This is a genomic window from Salinigranum rubrum (genome assembly GCF_002906575.1).
Classification (GTDB): Archaea; Halobacteriota; Halobacteria; order Halobacteriales; family Haloferacaceae; genus Salinigranum; species Salinigranum rubrum.
In genome coordinates, this window is the sequence record NZ_CP026309.1 from 2,679,751 (window position 1) to 2,702,684 (window position 22,934).

Annotated in this window: 21 protein-coding genes and 1 pseudogene; 8 read left to right on the forward strand and 14 right to left on the reverse strand. The window is 57.8% G+C overall.

Features of this window, described 5'->3' with window-relative positions; translation table 11 throughout:
* Positions 1-337: 337 nt before the first annotated feature.
* Both C2R22_RS13245 and tnpA read right to left on the reverse strand, forming a co-directional pair.
* A complete protein-coding gene (locus tag C2R22_RS13245; protein ID WP_103426173.1) occupies positions 338-1,651 on the reverse strand; it encodes an RNA-guided endonuclease TnpB family protein in 1,314 nt (437 codons plus the stop codon).
* A 2-nt stretch (positions 1,652-1,653) separates the two neighbouring features.
* The gene (tnpA, locus tag C2R22_RS13250) at positions 1,654-2,046 is read right to left on the reverse strand and encodes an IS200/IS605 family transposase (RefSeq protein ID WP_103426174.1); all 393 of its coding nucleotides are present in this window, start codon (positions 2,044-2,046) and stop codon (positions 1,654-1,656) included.
* Positions 2,047-2,328: 282 nt separating this feature from the next.
* Between tnpA and C2R22_RS13255 the strand changes: the two genes are divergently transcribed.
* Positions 2,329-3,699, forward strand: a complete 1,371-nt coding sequence (locus C2R22_RS13255; RefSeq protein ID WP_103426175.1) for a hypothetical protein — start codon at positions 2,329-2,331, stop codon at positions 3,697-3,699.
* A 119-nt stretch (positions 3,700-3,818) separates the two neighbouring features.
* Here C2R22_RS13255 and C2R22_RS13260 read toward each other — a convergent pair whose 3' ends face one another.
* From C2R22_RS13260 to C2R22_RS13275, 4 genes and pseudogenes are all read right to left on the reverse strand, one after another.
* Positions 3,819-4,403 (reverse strand): cyclodeaminase/cyclohydrolase family protein, encoded by a 585-nt coding sequence (locus C2R22_RS13260; RefSeq protein WP_162562480.1) that lies wholly within the window; start codon positions 4,401-4,403, stop codon positions 3,819-3,821.
* Between the two features lie 100 nt (positions 4,404-4,503).
* Complete coding sequence (locus C2R22_RS13265) at positions 4,504-5,097, reverse strand: hypothetical protein (RefSeq protein WP_103427677.1); 594 nt, start codon at positions 5,095-5,097, stop codon at positions 4,504-4,506.
* A 110-nt stretch (positions 5,098-5,207) separates the two neighbouring features.
* Positions 5,208-5,483, reverse strand: a pseudogene (locus C2R22_RS13270) (NifU family protein); the annotation flags it as partial.
* Positions 5,484-5,575: 92 nt separating this feature from the next.
* On the reverse strand, positions 5,576-5,899 hold the full coding sequence (locus tag C2R22_RS13275) for a CGCGG family putative rSAM-modified RiPP protein (protein ID WP_103426178.1): 324 nt from the start codon (positions 5,897-5,899) through the stop codon (positions 5,576-5,578).
* Between the two features lie 271 nt (positions 5,900-6,170).
* Here C2R22_RS13275 and C2R22_RS27495 point away from each other — a divergent pair, with 271 nt between their 5' ends.
* Positions 6,171-6,587: an SRPBCC family protein gene (locus tag C2R22_RS27495; protein WP_103426179.1), complete on the forward strand. Its 417-nt coding sequence runs from the start codon at positions 6,171-6,173 to the stop codon at positions 6,585-6,587.
* 216 nt (positions 6,588-6,803) lie between these two features.
* Positions 6,804-8,072 (forward strand): RNA-guided endonuclease InsQ/TnpB family protein, encoded by a 1,269-nt coding sequence (locus C2R22_RS13285; RefSeq protein WP_103426180.1) that lies wholly within the window; start codon positions 6,804-6,806, stop codon positions 8,070-8,072.
* A 233-nt stretch (positions 8,073-8,305) separates the two neighbouring features.
* On the opposite strand, the gene C2R22_RS13290 is transcribed toward C2R22_RS13285, so the two are convergent.
* The 3 genes from C2R22_RS13290 to C2R22_RS13305 all read right to left on the reverse strand — a co-directional run bounded on the left by C2R22_RS13290 (position 8,306) and on the right by C2R22_RS13305 (position 10,028).
* Entirely contained in the window at positions 8,306-8,584 is a 279-nt protein-coding gene (locus tag C2R22_RS13290) for a cupin domain-containing protein (RefSeq protein WP_245902765.1), read from the reverse strand.
* A 23-nt stretch (positions 8,585-8,607) separates the two neighbouring features.
* Positions 8,608-8,994 (reverse strand): cupin domain-containing protein, encoded by a 387-nt coding sequence (locus tag C2R22_RS13295; RefSeq protein WP_103426182.1) that lies wholly within the window; start codon positions 8,992-8,994, stop codon positions 8,608-8,610.
* A gap of 560 nt (positions 8,995-9,554) precedes the next feature.
* On the reverse strand, positions 9,555-10,028 hold the full coding sequence (locus tag C2R22_RS13305) for a redoxin domain-containing protein (RefSeq protein WP_103427679.1): 474 nt from the start codon (positions 10,026-10,028) through the stop codon (positions 9,555-9,557).
* A 425-nt stretch (positions 10,029-10,453) separates the two neighbouring features.
* On the opposite strand from C2R22_RS13305, the gene C2R22_RS13310 reads away from it, so the two are divergent.
* The 3 genes from C2R22_RS13310 (at position 10,454) to C2R22_RS13320 (ending at position 13,561) form a co-directional block, all read left to right on the forward strand.
* Complete coding sequence (locus C2R22_RS13310) at positions 10,454-10,999, forward strand: cupredoxin domain-containing protein (RefSeq protein WP_103426183.1); 546 nt, start codon at positions 10,454-10,456, stop codon at positions 10,997-10,999.
* The gene (locus C2R22_RS13315; protein ID WP_103426184.1) at positions 10,996-12,726 is read left to right on the forward strand and encodes a cytochrome c oxidase subunit I; all 1,731 of its coding nucleotides are present in this window, start codon (positions 10,996-10,998) and stop codon (positions 12,724-12,726) included. Before C2R22_RS13310 ends, C2R22_RS13315 begins: the two co-directional genes overlap by 4 nt.
* Before the next feature lie 133 nt (positions 12,727-12,859).
* A complete protein-coding gene (locus tag C2R22_RS13320; protein WP_216824734.1) occupies positions 12,860-13,561 on the forward strand; it encodes a hypothetical protein in 702 nt (233 codons plus the stop codon).
* 38 nt (positions 13,562-13,599) lie between these two features.
* Here the strand turns inward: C2R22_RS13320 and C2R22_RS13325 are convergent, their stop codons facing one another.
* The 5 genes from C2R22_RS13325 to C2R22_RS13345 form a co-directional block, all read right to left on the reverse strand.
* Positions 13,600-16,020, reverse strand: coding sequence for a heavy metal translocating P-type ATPase (locus C2R22_RS13325; RefSeq protein WP_103426186.1), 2,421 nt, complete (start codon positions 16,018-16,020; stop codon positions 13,600-13,602).
* 278 nt (positions 16,021-16,298) lie between these two features.
* Positions 16,299-16,766 (reverse strand): plastocyanin/azurin family copper-binding protein, encoded by a 468-nt coding sequence (locus C2R22_RS13330; RefSeq protein ID WP_103426187.1) that lies wholly within the window; start codon positions 16,764-16,766, stop codon positions 16,299-16,301.
* 775 nt (positions 16,767-17,541) lie between these two features.
* Positions 17,542-17,886, reverse strand: coding sequence for a DUF7521 family protein (locus tag C2R22_RS13335; protein WP_103426188.1), 345 nt, complete (start codon positions 17,884-17,886; stop codon positions 17,542-17,544).
* A 1-nt stretch (position 17,887) separates the two neighbouring features.
* Entirely contained in the window at positions 17,888-18,247 is a 360-nt protein-coding gene (locus tag C2R22_RS13340; protein ID WP_103426189.1) for a winged helix-turn-helix domain-containing protein, read from the reverse strand.
* Positions 18,248-18,354: 107 nt separating this feature from the next.
* Positions 18,355-19,677, reverse strand: coding sequence for a hypothetical protein (locus C2R22_RS13345; protein WP_103426190.1), 1,323 nt, complete (start codon positions 19,675-19,677; stop codon positions 18,355-18,357).
* Positions 19,678-20,023: 346 nt separating this feature from the next.
* Here C2R22_RS13345 and C2R22_RS13350 point away from each other — a divergent pair, with 346 nt between their 5' ends.
* Together C2R22_RS13350 and C2R22_RS13355 are read left to right on the forward strand one after the other, a co-directional pair.
* A complete protein-coding gene (locus C2R22_RS13350) occupies positions 20,024-20,743 on the forward strand; it encodes a YIP1 family protein (RefSeq protein ID WP_162562481.1) in 720 nt (239 codons plus the stop codon).
* 368 nt (positions 20,744-21,111) lie between these two features.
* Positions 21,112-22,443: a hemolysin family protein gene (locus C2R22_RS13355; RefSeq protein ID WP_103426192.1), complete on the forward strand. Its 1,332-nt coding sequence runs from the start codon at positions 21,112-21,114 to the stop codon at positions 22,441-22,443.
* The last annotated feature ends 491 nt before the right edge of the window (positions 22,444-22,934 follow it).

Sequence of the window (22,934 nt, forward strand, 5' to 3'; positions counted from 1 at the left end):
CTCGCTCGCTCGACTCCACCATGTGTTCGGTTTCTGACTCCCGGCGCAAATCTCGGAGAAACATAAGTGCGAGTAGGATGAGAGCGATCATCGGCTCTGTTGAATTCCTCAGCCCTTGATAGGAGTGCGTGCAAGATACAGAGGGTGGATGCAACAAGCCGTTGTCGTTCGCTTCACTCCCTCAGTGATGGAACACCATATGAAAGACGAACCCGAACAATGCTAGTATGACTTCTGTCCGTCTCGAAAGTCCCAGAACAGCACCCGAGCGCCATAACACGAAGTGACATCCTCCCCGTCGTAAACGACGGGGCTTCCCACACAGTGGGAATACCAGTCAGTCGTCGTCACCAGAATCTCCGGCTCTGGTTGGCTCACGAGACACTGTCTCGTGAACGCTGGTAGAGGGTTTCGACTCTTGAAACGCCGTGAGCGTCATCTGTGAGGGTGTCTCGCTCGTCTCACGGTGAGTCGTGGCGGTGTCACTACCGCTCCCATCCCGAGGCGAGTCATCGCGTTCCGCCTTGTCAAGCGGGACGCTCTCTCCCCACGGGTCAACCCGTCGTACAATATTTGCGGAAGCGTTGATGTCGGCCTGAAACGTCGAAACGTGACAGTCGTCGTGCGGACACCGGAACTCGGCTTGGGAGTCCCGCCGACCGATACGGTGGCACGAGTGGCACGTCTGCGAGGTGTACGCTGGATTCGCGTACTCGACCGGGATGCCTGCTTCCGTCGCCTTGTCCTCGATGCGCCCTTGGAGTCGGGCGAACGCCCACGAGTGAAGGCGACGGTTCATGTACTTCCCGTAGTCGAGTCGTTCCCGGATGTACGTCAGAGTCTCCATCACCAACACCGGGTTCTCAAACTGCGTGGCGTACTCGACGGCTTCCCGAGACGCCTTCTCCACGATGTCGGTAAGCGCGTTCTGGTAGTGGTCGAATCGTTCGTCGGTACGCCACTCCGAGGCGTCACGCTCTTGGAGTCGTTTCAGGGTCGTATGCATCTCTTTGCGGAGATGTTTCGCTCTGCTTCCGCTACGCACGAGCGGGTCAGTCGGAGAACCGTCCTTGAGGGCACAGCCCGTGATGAGGGCGGTTTCTCCGATGTCTAAGCCGATGTGCGTGGCGTCACCGTCTGTCGCTGGTTCTTCAACTGGGTACTCAACGGTGACGTGTAGTACCCAGTTCTGTCGATGCTGTTGAAGCCGTATCTCGCCCGCCTTCGCGTCCTCCGATACGAGGTCGTGCCAGAGGTCTTCCTGCTCGGGGTTGATACGGAGCGGTATCCAGAAGTTCGTTCCCCGGCCGGGGCGGGGAACCCACCACGTAAACTCGTAGTCGCGTTCGTCGGAGTGGTCGAACTTCGCGGCTTGGTTCGTGAGCCGTATCGGGTGTTCGTCGTCCAACTCTTTCGCGTTGTACGTCTTCCGTAGTTTCGGGACGTAGTTACAGAGGGCAGCCTTCGCCTGATACGGCAGGTCGTAGGGCGTCACGATGTCGCTCACCGCCGACATGGTACTTGCCCCGGAGTCGAACGCCTCTTGCAGACCGTCACGGTACGTGTCGAGCAGGTCGATGAGTTTCGACTGCTTGTGCGCGGTAGGTGGCGCGAACGTCGCCTGCAACGTCTTCGTGACGGTCGTGGACATTGCTACTGCTCCTCAACGTATTTCATGAGTACGTCGATGCTCACTTGGCCGGTGGTGGCGAGGAAGTATCCCGGTTGCCAGAACGCTTTGTCAAGCGCCTGCCGAACCTCGGGATTCTCGTCACGGATTTTGCGGGAGGTGACCCCCTTGAGCGAGTTGATGAACTTGGTGAGGTCGGTCGTTGGCTTCGCCGTGAACAGAATGTGAACGTGGTCGGAACCGCCGTTGACGTTCTGGATGTTCACGCCGAAGTCCTCGGAGATGTCGCTGACAATCTCACCGATGCGTTCTGCGATTTCGTCGGTGAGGAGGTCTGCGCGATACTTCGTGACGGTCACAAAGTGATATTGGAGCGCGTAGACGGTGTTCGACCCGGTTTCGAGGTTGTACTTCATTTGGCCGTACTAATTTCTATATACCCAATTCTAGTAAAGAGTTGCTGGCGTGGGGTATTCGGCCTGCAACCGACTGTGGAACGTGAGGCAGTTGTCGGCTTCACGCCCGCCGTGAACGGCGGGATTCTCGCCTTGAAAAAAAGATAGAACGGTCTTGGCACGGTACATTGTCTGTCGGACGATTGGCACGGGGTGCTGATAGGTACACGAACTGATTGCTAAGGTCTACTCACGAACGTGTTCGGGAGTACGGAGACGGGTCCTGAAGATGTAATACCACCAATGAGCGCCGTTCCAGGGAATCTCGAAACCACGCAACAGCCACCGATGACAGTCCCGCTCCGGCATTTCGTTGTCGGACTCGGGTTCTTGCTCTTAGGGATACTCATCGGTACCACGACCACCCTTGACGTAACAGCTGGCCTAATGACCCTCGCTCATGTGCACTTCCTTCTCGCTGGTTGGATCTGTATCACTATCATGGGTGCGATGACGCAGTTCGTCCCTGTCTGGTCGGGTACACAACTCCACTCGCGACGGTTGTCGACCCTGCAACTGTGGCTGGTGACGGTCGGTCTGCTCGGGTTCGGGGGCTGTCTCATCAGTGGTGCTCTGACATGGCTACCGCTATTCGGAGGTACGATGGTACTCGGGTTTTGGATGTTCGTCTACAATATCGGACGGACCCTCTGGTCACTGCCCTCTTACGATGTGACCGAGCGTCACTTTGGGCTTGCACTCGGGTTCTTCCTCCTCCTGACGACCCTCGGATTTCTTCTCGCGCTCGATTTCGTCCATCCCGTGTTTCCATCGCTGTCAGTGTCGCGTTCGGCTGTGGTACAGAGCCACGCGACACTCGCTGTATTCGGGGCCGTACTGACGACCGTTCTCGGAGCGCTCTATCAGCTCGCGACGATGTTCACCCAAACCAAGCTCCACGGAATCGATATCCAGCTGCGTCGGATCGAAGAAGTAGGCTATCCCTTCGGTGTCATATTCCTCGCGACTGGTCGACTGATTGGCGCGGGAATACTCGCTCGTCTCGGTGGGGCGCTGGTTCTTCTGTCACTCCTCGGCTTCAGCGTAATACTCGGACGGCGACTCTACGAATCACAGGTTGACTGGACGCCGATGCTTTCGCGGTACGCCGTCGTGGTCCCTGCGATGATGGTCTGGGCAGTGCTCACGATACCGTACTGGTTTACAAACCCATTAGCTCGAGACACAGTGTTCGGCGCACCGGGCACGGTCCACCTGCTCCTCTTGGGAGTCATCGGCTTCGTCGTACTCGGGACGCTCTATCATATTGTGCCGTTCATCATCTGGGTCCACCGATATAGCGACTTGTTGGGGCACGAAGCGGTTCCGATGATCGACGAGCTTTACAGTGATCGAATTGCGGCTGTTGACTTCGCTCTGTTAGGTGGTGGCACAGGGGTGCTGGTTATCGCCGACCTGTTTCCGCTTCCATCGATCGGTGCCGCAGTTGGGGGCGTACTAGTGCTGGTCGGCGCGCTCCTCTTCCTCACAAACATGGTGAGAACCATCCGGAACCATAGCCCACATTCACTTCCTGGTGTCCTCTTCACCACGTTTCAGACTGATCAGGATTCCTCATCGAAAGAGCCGATTGACACTGCTGATAGTCGGTAAGGGGAGTGAGATGATTATACACAGAATCGAGTACGGCCGTTGGCGTAAGCGCCCTGAAGGGGGACTAACCACCGATAAATAGAGGGGTCAAACTCGTCGTTTCCAGTCGGCACCATTGTTCACTCGATATTTGAGAGCACCCGTTCGAATTCGAGTTCGGCTGATTGCTCAATAGCGGCTGCTCGGGTCTCCATCTCTTTGGTGAACTCCGAATCCGAGAGCTGGTCTAGATTGCTCTGCACGGTGAAAATAGACGCTTGGAGTGCTGAATACACGAGAAATGAACCAGTCCCGGCGTCGGGAACGGCGTTCTCGTTGCCCTTTTTACTCACGACAGTCGCATGTTCGATGACAGGTAAACACGCTTCAGCGATCGTGAGAGGAACTCCTGTGGCTTTCTTCATCGCGACCGTCTGGTCTGATCCATCACGATAGGCCACGAGCAGTTCATCGACTACTTCGGCGTCTTTGTCCGCGAGGTCTAGAAGAAAGCTCCGCTGCTTCAGGAGGGCTTCGTGTATCTCGGCGATCTCCTCTTCTACGTCTTCATACCCGTTTTTACCGATGGTATGCAGGCACGCCATTTCGCAGAGGGCTGTGCCGATAGCCCCAACAAGGGCCGCAGCTGAGCCTCCAGCAGGGGTCACCCTCTCCGATGCGACGTTATCAAGAAAATCACTGATTGGTTGGTCACCGTAGCTCATACGGCTGTATACACAGACCGCTTTGGTGTGGTTGTTTTCCTCCACTCCCACATGGTTTCGTTGCGTATCAACAGCCGATTCAGATCGTCATGAGGGCATCTCAGAATGGAGCGTCCGGGCTACCGCGGCTCTGGCGTTCGTTCTGTTTGGTACGTTCGATAGGAGTCGATCCGACATCTCCTTCGGGGACATGCATAACGGATCCGGTTGAGAGGAATTTATTCTCTAGCTCTTCGAGTTGTTCGTTGATTGCATCGCTCTGGTGATGCATCCGAGCAGCTCGAACACGGATGAGTTCGTACCCGTGACGTTCCGAAAGGTCGTTCCACGCGCGGAAGGAACCGATGGTGAGCGTGTGGGTCTGTGGACAGAACGGGGTCGTCGGCGTGAATTCAGCGCGGAGGATAGTTGAGTCATTCTGCTCCTCTGCATATCGATAGCCGGCGTTCTTGTGGCGGGTATCAAGATTTAACCTCGCCAAATTATAGTTGAATGTCATATCGTACACTCTTCGTTCCTCAAACAGCTCGCGAGTGAGTTCATGAAAGACCACATGGTCTTCACCCGCAAGGACACGGTGATCTACGAGGAATTCTCCGGGGTTCGGAAGATGCTCTGGAACGAACTCGTCGTATTCGTCGAAGAGTTCACCGTCGTCCTTGGAACCACCAAAGGGGGAGGGGAATCCAGCCATATCCACCGATACGTACGTGTGGTTCCTATCGTTGGTCCCGGACATGTTCACCAGCGGCCGGCTGGGGTAGGAATAGGGAACACAACAGCGAGTGACTGGAAGGGTTATACGGTATGGATATGAACCTCGGTGATATCATCGATTTCCATCGGGAGACGGCTTTGAATCGCCTGCGTTGTCATTGGCGAGATACCACATCCACCACAGGCTCCGGAAAGCTGTATCCATACTTCACCTGATTCCGGATCAAGGTCCTGAATTGCTGCATTCCCCCCATGCATTGCAATTTGAGGGAAATTCCGCCTCAAGAACGACGCTACTTCCTCAAGTAGCGCATCCACGTCTTCTGACGCCCTATTTGAGGTGGTCGAAGTATCGGCTTCCATGGCTACTACCTACCTCAACGCCATGGGGTGAATCAATTCGCCCGAACATCTTCTATCGTGTCTCAGCACGCGATAAAATAGAGCAACGCTAATCAGTTGACATATACACGCGTTACGTGGCCTCCGCATCCGCACTGTTCGATGTACTCCCACTCTATATCGCTGGTATCAACCGTTTCATCGAACGCTTCGAAGAGATACTCTGAGGGATGACCATGGTCCCCGTGTGTGACGAGATTGACGTGATTCCCCGGCTCAGTGTGTTCGATCGCATCGATCGCCTGTGAGATGACGAGATCGATATCAGCAGCATGCTGCGGTTTCTCGAGGTTTGCTGACCACGAATTGTCGTGTGTGCGGTCGGTCACAGGCTCGGCTTCGCTGTGTTCGTGATCGTGGTTGTGAGAAGTGCTCATAGTCGTCCGTATAGAGGAAGGGGATACTGAAAACAGTGGGGCCGAACATCTTCGATTCGTACCAGTAATTTCCAACAGTCAAGCGTTATTTCTGGACTGGGTAATCTCTGGCATAGAGGTCACCAGTGTCCTACAGGCGACAAAAATCACCAACCGCTCACCAATCACCGTTACTACGGTCTTGACTTTCTCTAGTACTGTACCAGTACGAATTGACATCCCGAAGATGTTCACCACGGGAGATATCCTACTCCCCGGAGTCACAGTAGATATGCAAACTGTCACAGTGACTCGGTCAGTTCCCGCATCAGTAGAGGAGGTTCGTGATGCGATGCTTGATCTCGAGCCGTTCACACGGGCTGCAGGATTCGACGAGGTCGTCGTGGATGATCAGACGATTCACGTCGCGAACAAAGTTGGAATAGCTACGATCAGTCTTGACTTGGAGGTCGTGGACGACCCTGATGCCACGTTGGCCTACGAACAGCGAGAGGGGATTTTCGAGGAGATGCGGACGATATTCACACTTCGGCCGGTTGCTGATGGGACTGAACTGACGGCGACAACGGAGTTCGCACTGGATGTCGCTCTCGTTGGAGAGGTGCTCGATGCCACTGTGATAACACGACAACGCAAAAAAGAACTAGAAGCCCAGGTCGACTATATCGAAGATGTTGTTGGAATCTGACTACCCACGGACGATCTCTGAGACGTAACAAATGGCAAAAATATTATAATATTTGGCTGTATTATACGAAATCGAGGAGAATACCTGCCCCTTTAGGGTCAGGATGAATCCGACAACTCTGACGCCTTCTACGTTCGCTGGCACGGCTGGATATTCCACGCCACAATCACTACTTTTAATTCACTAATTTTCATAAGTGCTTATGAATACAGTCCAATGCTGGAAACAACCCGCACCTATCGAGCGAAAATCGTCAACCACCACCAAGTGAGTGACGACCTCGATGACTGCGGACACTCAGCATCAAAACTGTGGAACGTCGCCCGCTACCACATCCAACAAGAATGGGATGACACGGGTGAGATTCCGTCCGAAGCCGACCTCAAGCGCGAATTAAAAGACCACGAGCGATACAGTGACCTACATTCTCAGTCAAGTCAGCGCGTTCTCGAAGAACTCGCTGAGTCGTTCACCGGCTGGTTCAAAAAGCGCAAGAACGGCGACACAGACGCACACCCTCCCGGCTACCGAAAGCGAGGCGACAATCATCCACGCTCCACCGTGACGTGGAAGCAGAACGGCATCAAGCACGATTCCAAGCACAACAAACTTCGCCTGAGCAAAGGCTTCAACCTCAAGAACCACCGCTCGGACTTCATCCTCGCAGAGTACGAAACCCGACCGGACGTGACCGTCGAAACCATCCAGCAGGTTCGAGCCGTGTGGAACGGCGACCGCTGGGAACTCCACCTCGTCTGCAAGGTCGAAATCCCCGTCGAGGCCGCACCCGGTGACAACACCGCTGGGATTGACCTCGGCATCAACAACTACCTCGCTATCGCCTACGACGATGGTGACGCCAGGTTGTATCCGGGGAACGTGCTGAAACAGGACAAGCACTACTTCACACGCGACGAGTACGACACCGAGGGCAAAAACGGCCCCTCTCGTCGTGCGCTTCGTACCCGTCAGAAGCTGTCTCGGCGGAAAGACCACTTCCTGCACGCCCTCTCCAAACACATCGTAGAGCAGTGCATCGACCACGAGGTCGGTCGTATCGCCATCGGTGACTTGAGCCAGATTCGTGAGGACAAGAACGGTGACTCTCGGAACTGGGGCAAACGTGGGAACAAGAAACTCCACGGATGGGAGTTCGACCGCTTCACCCACTTGCTCGAATACAAGGCAGAAGAACACGGCATCCTCGTAGACCGAACGAGCGAGCGAGACACATCAAAGACGTGTTCGTGCTGTGGTCAGAAGCGTGACGCGAATCGTGTAGAGCGTGGCTTGTACGTCTGTGAGTCGTGCGGAGCGACGATGAACGCAGACGTGAATGGTGCGGTGAATATTCGCAGAAAGATAACTCAGAATCCTCCGTCGGAGGATATGAGTAACGGTCGTTTGGCACGGCCAGTAGCTTACCTGTTCAATCAAAGCTCGGGGCGTTTCGCACCGAGCGAACAGGTGAGTTGCAAATCTTAATATCCCAACGCTCGGGATTCCCGCCTCTTCAGGCGCGGGAGGATGTCAAATCTGCTTTGTAGGATCGGACACGATGCTGGAATGCACGGAAGTCGGACGCTTCGACGAGGATTGTAAACGTACACGTGAGAGCATCTCACGGGGCCACGGATGCTTGCTCTGCACAGGCACCCCAGAGCCGCGGAGGACGATTGATGCCTGAGAAGAGAGGACAGTATCTGAACCCGTTCGGATCAGTCGTCAGATTGGTTCGCCAAGACGATCAGCGCTGTGCTATCTTCGACCGCGTGTGGTGAAATCTCTTGGTCTCCATCGAATCGGACGATATCACCGGCAGTCATCTCGTGAGTTGCGTCGCCAAGCTGTAACTCGACTGTTCCCTCGATGAGGTAAAGCACGATGTCGCGCCCGGGATGAGAGTGCGGTGCGACTTCCTCGCCTTCGGGAAGGGTAAGCCGGATCGTCTTCGGCTCCGCATCCGGGAAGACGTTCGCGTGGGGCTGTCCATCCAAGTCGGCCAGTGTACGGATTGGGGTCATGTATTTCGTGGCTGTGGATCGAACTGGCCGCGCTGAAGTCCAGCTCGAACCGGTTCGTGTTCGGCATCAGTTGGCGGTGGCGCAGTGATGAGTAGTACTTCCAGTTCTGAATCGTCATCGGCTCTGACACCGCGGTCAGTATCTGCCTCGACGACCACGACGTCTCCTGGTTCCACATGGTGTTCTTCAGTCCCATCGCGGACGATACCCGTTCCAGTCTGAACGTGAATCGCCACATCGCTCGATGGTGCATGAACGGGAATGAATTGCCCAGGTTCGAAGTATCCGCAGACGACCTTCATCCGGTCGGTACGAAACACCTCGATCGCAGAGAATCGCTCCCCGTCGTACTCGCGTTCCGTATCGAAATCAGTCGCGGTCATCCTGTTTCCTCCGTTCGGCAGATGTTACACCCAATCGACCAGCCGGCGATGAGCGCGATCACAGCCGGAACGTGTGCGAGCACCAACAAGGGGAGGACAAGCCGACCGAGACCACGCATGCTCCTCAGGGTTCGAACAGCGGTTCCGACAAGTGGGAGTGAGAGGAGCGCGACGACAGTTATAGCACCCCGCATCGGCAACGACCGGTTATCAATCGTATCGTGAAGATGCCGGGCGTGATTACGAATCAATTGTCCTCACCTCGAGAGAATCGATATGGGCGAATTCGTACAGAACTGTACTACGCCTTGTTTTAGGTAGGCCTAAACTCATCAGGTCAAGCTGGGGCGAGACAGATAAAAAGCGTTGCCGCGAACATGTTCCCCCAAGAGAGGAGATTAGCCACGCACGTATCGAATTCTCCGAGGGTGAATCCCCTCGTCGATGAGATCAACTGACTTCCATTGCATGCGAAGCTACCGGCTGTATATTCTCACGAATACAGTCTTCGCTCTGGTTTCACTATTGTACAGAGCACGGCCCAATGGATGCCTGCAACGCTAAGCAGTTCGAACAGCTTCGAGAAGTTGGTCGTAATCAGGTTCGTTTGTCGGATCATCGGCCACCCAGGAATACGATATCGTCCCGTTCTCACTGATAACGAACACAGCTCGATTTGCGATTCCATGTAATCCGAGGTCTTCGATGTCGATTTCGAGGTCGTAGGCTCGGATTGCATCCCCGGCCATGTCACTAATCAAATCGAACTCGATGCCATGTTCGTCGCGGAACGCACCTTGGGAGAATGGCGAGTCAGCACTCACCCCAAAAACAGTTGCACCTGCATCTTGGAACGCAGTGAGATGCTCTTGGAGGGCGACCATCTCGTTCGTACACGGAGGCGTAAACGCTCCCGGGAAGAACGCAAGTACGACTGGACCGTCCCCCAAGTGTTCTTCGAGCGAAAACGGTTCGTGCTCGCTCGTTCCGCGCGTCGCGGCGAACATCGGTGCGGTGTCGTCTGGCTCGAACATCATTAGACCCGTGGTTCGGAAAAATCAATAAGCTAAAGCCGAACATATTCACTCTGCTCTGATCTGCGGACGGATTCGTAGTTCCCCCGTTCGAACCGCAGACCAGGTCGCAGGAGAGGGGCAATTTCTGCTGGTTCCGGTCCCAATAATGAGCTTCTGTTTCCAGATGTCAGTTCGACTCTATGATCGATCCTTTGTGCGATAGTACCAACTCCGTTTCGCCCGTACATGTTCGCTCAAATCTTTATCATTAATCCACACGGATTGTCTCACTATGTCGTCAACCAGTCAAGAGGATGTACCACTCTTTCAGCGCCTTTATGACCGAGTTTGGCTGTTAGCTGCGGCCGCACTTCTTTTTTGGGCGCTCACGTACATCGCATGGGGCTTGCTAGATATATTCTCGGTGCCAGCGGGGTGATTCGATGTCGTCACCGCTTGAGATCCCCGAAGACGGGTGGTGGGATCGAAATATCAATCGTCGTGAGTCGATATGGCTGGGGCTGAGTGGGATCTGGTCCCTCATCATTTTCGCATGGATGAGTGCGTTCACTCGCATTGGTGAACAGAATCCGATCGGCGTAACGTACCAGGTCAGCGCCAGGGAGTATCAGGAGAAAATGCAGTCATACAAAGAGGCCGCGAGCGAACGGGGGGACGCACTCGTCCCGCCGGACACGGATGTCTTTATCGCTGCGTTCCGTTTCAGCTGGGACGGGACGCCAGTCGTTCTCGAAGCCGGGACCGAATACGACTTCCATCTCAGTTCGTACGACGTCCAGCACGGGTTCTCGATCCGCCCGGAGCACGCACTCAGCAAACAGATGAACTTCCAGGTGCTCCCCGGCTACGAATGGATTCTGCCGATGACGTTCGACGAACCAGGCGTGTACCACGTTATCTGTAACGAATACTGTGGAAACGGCCACCGTACGATGCACGGAACCATCGAGGTGGTGGACGAGCGATGAATCTCGACGTGCTCGGCCTCTTCGACAATGACTACGACACGGAAGGCTTCCGGACGTGTTCTGTGACCGGGCTGAAAATCCACCGGAGCGCGGAGAACTACGTGAAACTGTTCGGATTGACCGCCGTGGTGGCGCTCCTCGTCGGCGGTATCTTCGCGTTCACCGTCGCGATGACCCGTTGGGAGGTGGTCGGTCTCCTCCAGCCATCCGATTTCTACATCCACCTTTCGTTGCACGCCTGGAATCTCCTCATTTTCTGGATGGTGTTCATGGAGATCGCCATCCTCTATGTGGGCGGCCCGATGGTCTTGGGACGGCGACTTCCCATCACGCGTGTGGCACAGACAGGGTATGTTTCGATGGTGCTCGGTGCGCTCGTCATCAACGTCTCCATATTCCTCACCAGCCCGCCCGACACCGCACCGCTCCTGACCGCATACGCACCCCTCCAGTCACCGCCGGCGTTCTACGCTGGCGTCATCCTCTTCATCGTCGGGGCCGTCGTCGCAGCGCTTCCGTTCTTTCTGACGCTGTGGCGTGAGCGACGTGAGTACCCGAACAGATCGTTGCCGCTCGTTGCGTTCGGAGCGTTCGTGACTTCAATTATTGCCGTTGAAGCGCTTGTCGGAGGACTGATTACGTTCGTGGTCACCTTCCTCTGGCGGATCGACCTCATCCAGTGGATGGACGCCGCCTGGTATCGCCAGATGTACTGGACGATCGGTCACGGCACGCAACAGATCAACCTCGCTGCGATGGTCACTGTCTGGTACTTCCTCACCCACGTCGTCGGCGGCGCGGAGGTGATAAGCGAAAAAGTCTCGCGAACGGCGTTCATCCTCTATCTCTTCTTCATCAACTTAGGCGCCGCTCATCACCTGATGTCGGACCCAGCCGTCTCCGTCGGCTGGCGAATCTTCAACACGTCGTACGCCTTTTATGGTGCGGCGTTCGCGAGTATGATCCACGCCTTCGCTATCCCTGCGGGTCTCGAGGCCGGACGTCGCAAACGCGGGAAGGGTGGAGGGACGTTTGGGTGGCTCACCAATGCACCGTGGGCGAATCCGGTGTTCTCCGCGACCATCTTCAGTATCATCCTCTTCGGCTTCCTCGGCGGAATTACAGGCGTCGTGATGGGACAGATGCAGGTCAACATGACCTGGCACAACACGTTCGCAACCGTGGGACACTTCCACGGGACTGTCGCAGTCGGGACGACACTCGCCTTCATGGGATTGGTGTTCTTCGTCGTTCGGACGATGTTCCAGCGCCGACTTTCGTTCGGCCGGATGGCGAGTCTCCAGCCGTTCTTCTATGCCGGCGCGATGGGCATCGTAGTGATCATGATGATGTATGTCGGTATCCTGTACGGCGTCCCGCGGCGGACTGCCGAGATTGTCCGGAACATCCCTGGGACCGAATTCAGCTTGCAGGCGGCCTCCCCACTGTTCGCAATCTTCGGCGTGTTCGCTATTCTTGCTATCACGGCGGGAACGATTTTCGTCGTAGTCGCCGTCGCTTCGCTCCTGATCGGTGACCGGGTCACCGGGCCAGAGGACAACGCTGATCTCGTTCCAGACGGAGGGGCAGCCACCGACGACAAGCCGGTGCACGCATACGAAATGCGGGGGACGTTCCTCATCTGTCTCGTCTTTATGGCCGTCTTCATCGGGTCGTACGTGATCAACTGGTACGTGCTTACGGAGCTCTGGTCGGTCGGTGTGTAGACTGTATTCATCGTCGATCCACAACGCCCCTCAACCGGAATCGTCCCCGAACACGTGATCTAACACGAAACACATGGCCGACTCACCGAGTACACCGACGCATCCCGGCTCTCCCGTCGCATGGACGAGGAAGGTGCTCCGAAGTGCGTGGAACGACCTCTTGAGCGTGTACTACGCGAACACGATGATCTGGAGGTTGCTCAAGACTGCAGCGCTCGTCTTCTTGGGGTTCTTCTGCTGGACCGGCGCGAATCTCGTGCTCTCGTACCGCTCGGACTGGGGATTCCTCTACTATGTTATGGCGTACGGCTTTGCGCTGTTGTTCTGGGGTCCCTTCACGCACCTGGTCGTGGTCCCGACGATTATCCGGTTCCGTCGCTCCGGAAAGGGTGGCGTACGGAACGTGCTCGCTCGACACGGATCGAAAGCCAATATCACAGTGTTCTTGTTACTGGTACTTGTTCTCGGGAGCCTCCCCCTCGGTGTGATGACCTTCGAGTTCCAAGTGCCTGCTGGGGACGGGGAAAGCACCAATATCAACCCACAGCTCCAGTGTACGCAGTCGGGTGACGTAATTCACTGTCACCTCTCTGATTCCCGAGGCATCGATAGCGTCGTCGTCTCCACCAGCGGTAAGACGCTGGAGGAAATCGAGGAGCCTCCGTTCGACTTCGACGTGAACGTCAACGACATCGAGACGATAAACGGAGACCGACAGTTTACAGTCGAACTCCGCGACGAGAACGGCGACACAATCCGTCGGTACATCCGTCGCGTGGACCTGATTCCCGGCGACTCATCAGAAGTCATTGCCGATATGTCCGTTATGACGTGACGGGTGACGACCGGTCAAAAACTGACGTACAGCAGTTCCTATCGGAGAAGTGGTCGCCGGGAGTTGGTTACCACGAGCACGCTGCTTGCCGCCATCGCGAGTGCCGCCAGGAGTGGATTGAGGACGCCGAAAGCCGCCAGCGGAAGCACGATCCCATTGTAACACAGGGCCCAGGCAACGTTCTCTCGTATCCGTCTCCGCGTCGCCGACGCGAGGTCGAACACCGCTGGAACGTCACCCAGGGTCCCTCCGACCATGACGACATCGGCTGCATCAGCAGCGTGGGCTGTCCCCGCAATCGCGATACCGACATCGGCGACTCCGAGCGCCGGTGCGTCGTTCGTTCCGTCTCCGATCATCGCCGTTGTTCCGGTGGTTCGCAGTTCGCGAACGGTCGCGGCCTTCCCGTCTGGAGGGACCTCGGCAAAGACCTGATCGACGGCAGGATGGTCGCGAAAACGCGTTGTTGCAGCCTCGTCGTCCCCCGTGAGGACCACGATTCGTTTGTCGTCGAACGTCTCGAACACCGCTTGCCAGTCGTCGCGCTCTCTGTCACCGACGACGGCGACGGCGACAGCCTGGCCGCCGCGTCCAACCACGACCGGTAGATGGCCAGTCGAGCGAGCCTCCCCGACCGCGGTCTGAAGATCTTCCGAGAGCGACCCGGCGCGTCGCCCGACAAGTTCCGGTGTCCCGACGACGACGCGCTCACCGTCGACGCGGGCGCTGACACCGTCGCCGGGGTGTCGTTCGAACTCGGTCACCGTCGCAGCAGACTTTGAAGAGCCGACGTGTGATGTCTGTCCGTTCCCTCTCGCCCCTCCGTCAATCACCACAGTCGCATATTCGATGATTGCGGATGCAACAGGATGAGACGAGTGTCGTTCGACGGCCGCGGCCACCTCCAGCGCCTCTGGGTCTCCGGTGACGGATTGGACCGTCATCTCGCCCGTCGTGAGCGTGCCCGTTTTGTCGAAGACCACTGTATCGACCGCAGGTGCCGTCTCGAACAGCGAGCTGTTGGTGACGACGATTCCACGCTGTAGCGCATCACGAAGTCCGCTAGCGATGGCGAGCGGAGTCGCCAGTCCCATGGCGCAAGGACAAGCGGCAACCAAGACCGTGAGCCCCGCGAGCAACGCAGCGGAGGCCGAGTCCCCGGTACTCAGTCGCCAGAGAGTGATACTCACTCCCACGACGAGAACGAGTGGGACGAACACGCTGGCGAGTCGGTCGGCGAACCGCTGAACGGCCGGTCGCTCACTCTGTACGGCCCATAGGAGTGATGTGATCCGGTCGAGAGTGCTCTCGGCGTCGGCGTCAACAGCAATGACGAGTGCACTGTCTGATACGACGCTTCCACCAACGACATCGTCTCCCTGCCGTTTCGTCTTTGGAAGCGATTCACCTGTCAACACCGCCTCGTCAACGGCGGCGGTACCTTCGACGACCATCCCGTCAATCGGGACGCGCTCACCCGGACGGACAACGACTTCGTCTCGTGGTTCGAGTTCGGTCACGTCGACTGTCTCTGTCGACCCGTCCTCACAGCGGCGAGTCGCCTCCGTTACCCGCATCGACGTCAGGGAGGACAGGAGTCCTGTGGCCTGACGCTTCAGTCGACGCTCGTAGTAGTTGCCTCCTGTGACGACGAGGACGATCGCAACCGAGACGTCGTAGTAGAGGTGGATGCTACCGTTCACAAGTGCGACGGTACTGTAAGCGAAAGCTGATACTATCGCGACTGTCAGAAGTAGGTGCATATTCGGTTGTCCTGTCCTGACGCTTACGTATGCACCACGGAGGATCGGCCACCCGGTGTAGAATACGACGACCCCAGCTAACAGTCCAACGACCGTCATGGGGAGGTAGAGACCGACGGGTGTCGTCATGTCGACTGTGATGACGCCGGTGTCGAGGCCGACGTAGCTCGGGTAGAGGAAGAAAACGTACCACGGCATGATGAGTAGCGCGAGGAACCCACCGAGTAGCAGTCGCTGAAGCGTCTCCTCGTCGTGTGTAGTTCGATCAGTCGTCGTACCATGCCGAATCCGGGCGGTGTACCCGTAGCCGCTCAGGAGGGTAGGCAGATCGGTCGGGTCAACCGTCTCTGCATCATACCGGACGCGAGCGGTATCCGTCGTGTAGCTAGCCTCGACCGAACGAATGCCCTCGCACGCCTCACCACGAAGTGCGATGAATGACTCGCAGGTCGTACAGTGCATTCCATCGACTTCGAGAAACGCTTCCGCTGTCTCGACAGCGTGATCGGTTGCTGACTCCTCAGATGGACTGGACTGGGTCCGTTCCCGAATCTCGGCCGTCGAGACGTCTTCAACGTCGCAGATCGTTCGCGAGACTTCCAGACAGCCACGACAACAAAATTCCCCCGTGACCTCCGGATCCACGACTGGATGGTTTGTGATTGGCAACCCACACAGGGTACAGGTGTCGGTCATGACTTCAGTACCTGCTGGTCGAACGATAACTAGACATGCGGGACGTCGGCTCCGGGAAGTCACACACGCGCGAGGGTTGGAACGGCTCGGCGGGTCGAACGACGTTCCGAACCGTCCCTGTCGCATCCGTCTTGGTGACAGAGAGGGCCACAAACGCAGTCATAATGCTCTCACATCACGTCGGTTTCTTGAAGCGACCGAACGGATCTACCTTTACCTTCCACTGGGCCGAATCATCCTCGGTCTCTCGGTCTTGGCTTAGTAGTTGAGAGGCACGACTATTCAACCACCACGGTACCAACCATCTCCGAGCTCTCGTGTGGAATACAGAAGTACTCGTAAGTACCGGCGGTATCGAACGTATGTTCGTACGATTCTCCACTGGGAACGTCGCCAGCGTCGGTGTCTCCTGGGACATAAGCGTCTCTCGCAGCCTGTTCCGTATCGAATTCGCCTGAAGCGAAGTATTCAGCCCCCTCGGGGATTCCATCCTCGTACGCGGTCACTGAGTGGCCGACTGCACCGACGGTTTCCCAGACTACCGTGTCACCTTCGCCGACGGTGACCTGCTCCGGGTCGTAGACGAGTTCATCCGTCATCTCAACGGTCGTCGTGCCACTACCGTTCCCACTGTCGCCATCGGACCCGCCGTTTCCACCATCCCCTGAGCAACCGGCAAGCGTAACCCCAAGAAGCACTGCCCCGACACATTTGACAGCGCGTCGACGAGTATGTCGGAACTTCATGACTGGTCCTCCCGCAGTCGAGCAGTTGTCTCGTGAGAATCAGCTGTTTCGGCCAATCGCCTGTGTATGGGCGGATAGCGAACCGGTTGGTTCGCAGTTAGAGATGTAATCCCGACAGTTTCCCTCAGTGTGCGTTCCATACAGATGACAGCCATGGAACGATGTTAATGCTAGTCTCGAACATGTTCGGTGCATGAGGGGTATTCGTCCGCAGGTCCGCATCGCGCTAGAATCTGGTGAGAGTGGCCGAGGAGATTGTCTACGAGGATACTGAGCCCCGGCGTCAGGAGGACACAGTTTACACGGTAGCCTTCCATTGGCGGGTATGGGAGATCGAGCCTGCTATCGAGAGTTCTGCCCCGAGTGCGATGCACAGGTCAGTATCGTCGATGAGGAGTGTCCTGACTGCGGACAGATGTTGGAAATGACAACCGTATTGCAGAGGCAGTTGAGTACCTCCGTACGCTTGAAGTGTCGCCAGGAGCGGATCCTATACTGACGGCGTCAGGATAGCGCACGTGGGCAAGCCCGAACAGCATGCGTATCAAATAGCTTGGAATAGCATGCGTATCACCGGATTCGGTGGTTTCAATCCACTGGCACGAGAACTGAGAGTTTGCCCTGACCGATAGAAGCACACCCGTGCCACGGGCCTTCGGTCGGGGCCGGACCTCGTCAACACGTCGATGTCTCCCATGAGCATCGGCGTGTGGGCGTAAGGGACCGTGGAGGCGAAACAGCCTCATGAGACAGTGAGTCAAATCGGGGATTGGATTCATCCGCCGGACATCTCAGTCTTGGTCGCGATATGGAGCGAGTACCCTATAAGCGACAGTCCCACGAGTTGGAGGACGCGGACGAGGAATCGAAAGACGTCTTGGAAAGACAGGGTGACAATGTGGAACGCGATCAGTCCCTGGCCAAGGACGGCAAGCAGGTACGTGACGCCGAACAGGATGATCATCCCGACCGAGAGATAGCGCATGGCCGGTTCGTCGTTACGACGGAGGCCACGGTACGCCTGGTAGCCAATATACAGTCCGACAAGTGCCGACCCTGTGGCCGCCGCCCCGGCGAGCGTGTTTAGCAGCGACCCGTCGAGAAGTCCGTCAAGCACCATCTCAGAACTTCCCCCACAACCGAGTCAGTTCGTCCGCGATATCCGTCTCGGACCGTTCAACGGTCCATCTCAGTTCACCGTCACGGATGACGAGTTCAAATCGGTCCAGCGAGGCGACGTACACCGTATCGTGGTGCCCATCTCTGCGTAGCCGCGTCTGTTCGTCAAGCAGCTCGGCCTCGACGAGTCGATCGACTCGCCGGTAGATGGCCGATGTCGAGACGCCACAGCGGTCGCTGAGCGCCCCGGCCGAGAGAGGCTCGGCGCTCGTCTCGGCGAGAATGACTCGGACGTGCTCGTCGTCGAGCAGGCCGACGATGTCCGAGAGATCGACGTCGTCCACCACAGAATCGTCAGTCATTCGTAGAGGGAATAAATCGACGGTGTGTGAGTGCGGCTGACGAACAGTTGTCGAAGGCGCGTCTCGAGGCGCTACTGCCGAGAGACGATCGAGACGACACGCGACTGTCACGCCTCCCCCTCCAGTTCGATCGCAAAGACGGGACGGTAGCCATTGGCTGGTGCATAGCGGAGCTCCATCCGCGTCGCTGGACGCGGCTCGCTGGCGGCGTACTGGTCCTCGGCGTCCCAGTCGATGTCGTCTGGATGGATAACCGAGACGTCGGGGATGTCCCGCTGATCGATCGTCGCTGAATCACCCGGTCCGAGTTCGGCAAGGACGGTCGGAAGCGGCCGCGTCTCCGGGATGGACCACAGTTCGTCGGCGACGTCCGCTTCGAACCCGAGGTGGAGGTCGTCAGTGGGGACCGATGCACCCGCGTGGTGTGTGATGGTGATGGTTTCCTCGGTGTCATCGCGAGTGAAGCCCCACGTGATCTGAGGTGGATACGGTGGATGGATCTCTGCCGGCGGGATTCCCTCTCCCGGAGGAATGCGACCCTCGAAGACAGCTACTTGTCCGTCGATGCGGAGGTCGGCGTTGTCCACTTCTCGAGTGAGGACCGTTCGGTCGATGCTTCGCTCGCGGAGTTCGTCCTCGGGAACGGCCATCCCCTCGGGGTATAGAAACGTCATGAGATGGTAGGCGACGTCACCGTCGAATCGAAATCCTTCGAGTTTCGTCCATCGACGTTCGCCGTCCGGAGGAACGAACTCGACCATCCTGCTCTCGCCGATGACGTCGCTCAATCGCCGATAGGCCTCGTTCTCTTCGTGGTATCGCGGGACGCGACCCTCGCGTGCATCGACGAGAGCTTCGATGTTCGGACGCTCGTGTACACGTCGACTGGACCAGACGATGGCATCGTCGGTCACGATTGCCTGGCGTCGGACATCCGACCGAACGAATCGCTCGTGTCCCTGGTACCGGCCGTCAGTGTTGTACCCGCTCGAAGTGAGGCTGTCCGTGACAGTGGCCGAATCAAATCCCCCGACAAGGACCGTCCCGAGTTCGGTGCGGAGCAGGCGGTCGTAGTTCGCGTATCCGACACCGAAGTAGTCGAGTTCGGTGAGGAGTCGCTTTCTGGGAGTGGTAAAGCGTACGGGTGCGGGATAGTCGAGTGTCCCCGGTCGCCGAAAGAGGAACGGGTAGTGCGGTCGCTCGCCGGCACCGACAGCTGAGGGCGCGGGAAGCCACCGTCGATACTCGGGTGGGTCGGCGGGCGGAACGTCGACACGGCCGAACTGCTGGGGTGAGCCCAGCGGGGGCAACGAACCGGTGCAACCAGCTGTGAGCGTGGCGACCCCGGTCGCGAGCAGCCCCGCACCCCCGCGGAGCACCTCCCGACGCGTGTGGTCACCGGTGGAGGGCGGGTCGTCAGTGGGAACCATCGCACTCTGAACTCTGTTGTACAGGACTATCAGCTGTTACGTTGAGTAACGGAGGCGCTCAGGTCGGCGATAGATTGATGTAGTTGTATTCATGCTCCGTGCTGTATTTTTTGGTACGAACCCAGCGGGTGTGATGTCCTCCCGAGTGGCCACACACCACATCGACTCCCGAGATCGAAGACAGAGAAGGGGACCTCCAGTCAACAGCCTCACGTGGTCACTGCCGACGTCGACACAGCGGTACTCCTGAGGCGCTCAACGAGTCGAACAGAGACGACTGGGGGCACGAAACAGCCAGACAGTCGCTGTCGGAATTCTTTTTCCGTTCACGCGGATGCATCCATATATGGCCCCGCGTACGCCCCTCCTCCACCCCGGTAGATTCTTCGCTGAACGACGTCGCCACTTCGGTCGGATCATCCTCGTATTCGCCCTCGTGGTGTTCGCCGGACTCGCAGCGGTGTACGGCGTCGGCTACCTCCTCGTCACCCATATCGATGGGACGGTGATGGTGGACAACCCCGAGCGGCCGCCCGAAATGTTCTGTGATAGCGAGATGGACTCGATGCCGTTCAACGAGAGCGACTGTGACGCGCCTCAACAGGTCGAACGGGATATCGACTCGATCATCTGGGACGCCATCGGCGAACTCGCCGGACCGATGCTCGGCGGGATGCTGATACTCGTTATTGGCCTCACCGCGGTGATACACGCGGGGTCGTGGCTCGCAGAAGGGACGAACGGTGTGGCGGCATCGTTCGCGGTGACCGTGTGGGGACTGGCTCCGATGCTGTTCGTGATTCCAGTCTCGATGGTAGCCATGTCGGTCGTTCTCGAGCCGGTGACGCTCTCAGCCGCACAGACTCCCTCCAGCGCGTTCGCCGGTCTGGAACAGCAGCTCAGAGCGAATGAGTGGATCGGGACCGTCTCGACAGCCGTGAGCAGTCTCTGGAGTGCGGCCATCTGGCGATACGGTCTCGAACACGAACGAGAAGTGAGTGGCGCTGCCGCGACGGCCATCGCAGGTGCGGTGGCGATACTGGTCGTCATCGGCGGCATGCTATGAGAGAGAGCGGACCGAAGACACGCGCGTCTCCCGTCCAGCTAGACCCAGGCCAGGCATCGCCTCCGCGAACCGAATCGCCGCGAGCCCGACCAGAAACGCCTGAAACGTTCCGACACAGGTGGTCGCAATCGCTGTTCCGATTGGGAGCGGAAGCCCACCTGCACCAAGTCCGTCGGCCAGGACGGGCCCACTGCCCAGCACGTCGAGAACGACGATGACTCCCGAACAGCGTTCAGAGACGAGTCTGTAGTGGAGGAAGCGCAGTCGCACATTTCTGGGGATGGCTTTTCAATGATTTTAGTAGATGGAGCGGGATGCAGCGATATGGACACAGGACAGTTAAGGAGCCGGGGCTTCCAGCCTCACCGATGGTAAACGTCGCGCTCTCGCTGGCGCAGGTCATCGTTGCACTGGCTCTCGTGGTACTCAACGGGTTCTTTGTCGCTGCAGAATTCGCCTTCGTACGGATACGGGGGACATCGGTCGAACAGCTCGCTGAGGAGGGGCGCCCGGGCGCGGGGACGCTCCAAGAAGTGATGGTGAATCTCGACGACTATCTCGCGACGACACAGCTCGGCATCACCATCGCCTCGCTCGGGTTGGGGTGGGTCGGCGAACCAGCCGTGGCGTCGCTTATCGAGCCCGTGCTGACACCGATTCTCCCCGTGGACCTCATCCATCTGGTCGCCTTCGCGATCGGCTTTAGTCTCATCACGTTCCTCCACGTCGTCTTTGGAGAACTCGCGCCGAAGACGCTCGCAATCGCCCAGACTGAGCGACTCTCCCTGTTCCTCGCCCCGCCGATGAAGATGTTCTATTACCTCCTCTATCCGGGAATCGTCGTCTTCAACGGGGCCGCCAACGCGTTCACGCGAGCGCTCGGCGTGCCACCCGCTTCCGAAACGGACGAGACGCTCGGCGAGCGGGAGCTCCTTCGGGTACTGACGCGATCCGGCGAGGAAGGAGACATCGACGTTGCGGAAGTGACGATGGTCAAGCGGGTCTTCGATCTCGACGATACCGTGGTGAGGGGAGTCATGGTTCCACGACCGGACGTAGTGAGCGTTCCGGCTGATGCCTCGCTCTCCGACCTCCAATCAATCATCCTCGAGGCGGGTCATACACGCTATCCAGTTCTTGATGCCGACGACAGCAACCAAGTGGTCGGCTTCGTTGATATCAAGGACGTGCTGCGAGCGGAGGTGGAGGGCGGGGACGCCGAGTTAGTCGGCGACATCGCCCGCGAGATCGTCATCGCCCCCGAGACGATGGAACTGAGCGATCTCCTGAGACAGTTCAGGGAAGATCAACAGCAGATGGCCGCAGTTATCGACGAATGGGGGGCGTTCGAGGGGATTGTAACGGTTGAAGACGTGGTCGAGGCGCTCGTCGGAGACCTCCGAGACGAGTTCGATGTGGACGAGCGTGAACCCTCTATTCGCCAGCGTGACGACGGCGGGTACGACATCGACGGCGGCGTCCCGCTGTCGAAGATCAACGACACACTGGAGGGAGACTTCGCGAGTGAAGAAGTCGAAACGATCGGTGGACTGGTGCTCGAACAACTCAACCGTGCGCCAGAACGTGGCGATCGTGTCGAGATCGCCGGGCACGTCATCGAGGTGACGAGCGTCGAGGGGACCCGAATTTCGACGGTCTGGGTCCACGAACGTGAGGTGGATGATTCAGTGGTGGACTGAGTGTGGGTGCGGACTTGCCGGTGAGACCCGTTTGAGTTCTCCCCGTCTTCGCACTGGAGTCGCGTCACGGTCCGACTCGAAGTCGCTTACAACCGGCTCGACGCTCGATACGTCCTGTTTCCAATGCCAGAGCCTCATCCATCGGAATACATAGCGGAATCAGTGCCAGATTCGCGCGCTGAATGCAGCACGACCGCAGAGACCTCACCAAGTTCTGTCAGGAGCGGTGTGACACAGACAGAGGGTGGATGCAGCACGTCGTCAGGACGCCCCGAACACGTGGGGGTGCGTCGAGCGCGGCGCGACGTTCGGTGTCGCTTATCGCAGGCAGGTATCTTGGACAGTCCCGCCGTTGTCGCCGACGACCCGGTCGAAAACGCCTCTGCGTTTTATACGGAGACGTTCGGCGACCTCGCCGGTCGAGTGAACGGTTCGAAGTTCGCTGGTGACGCCCCGGAACAGTCGATGCCGGCGTGGAACGGTTCCACAGC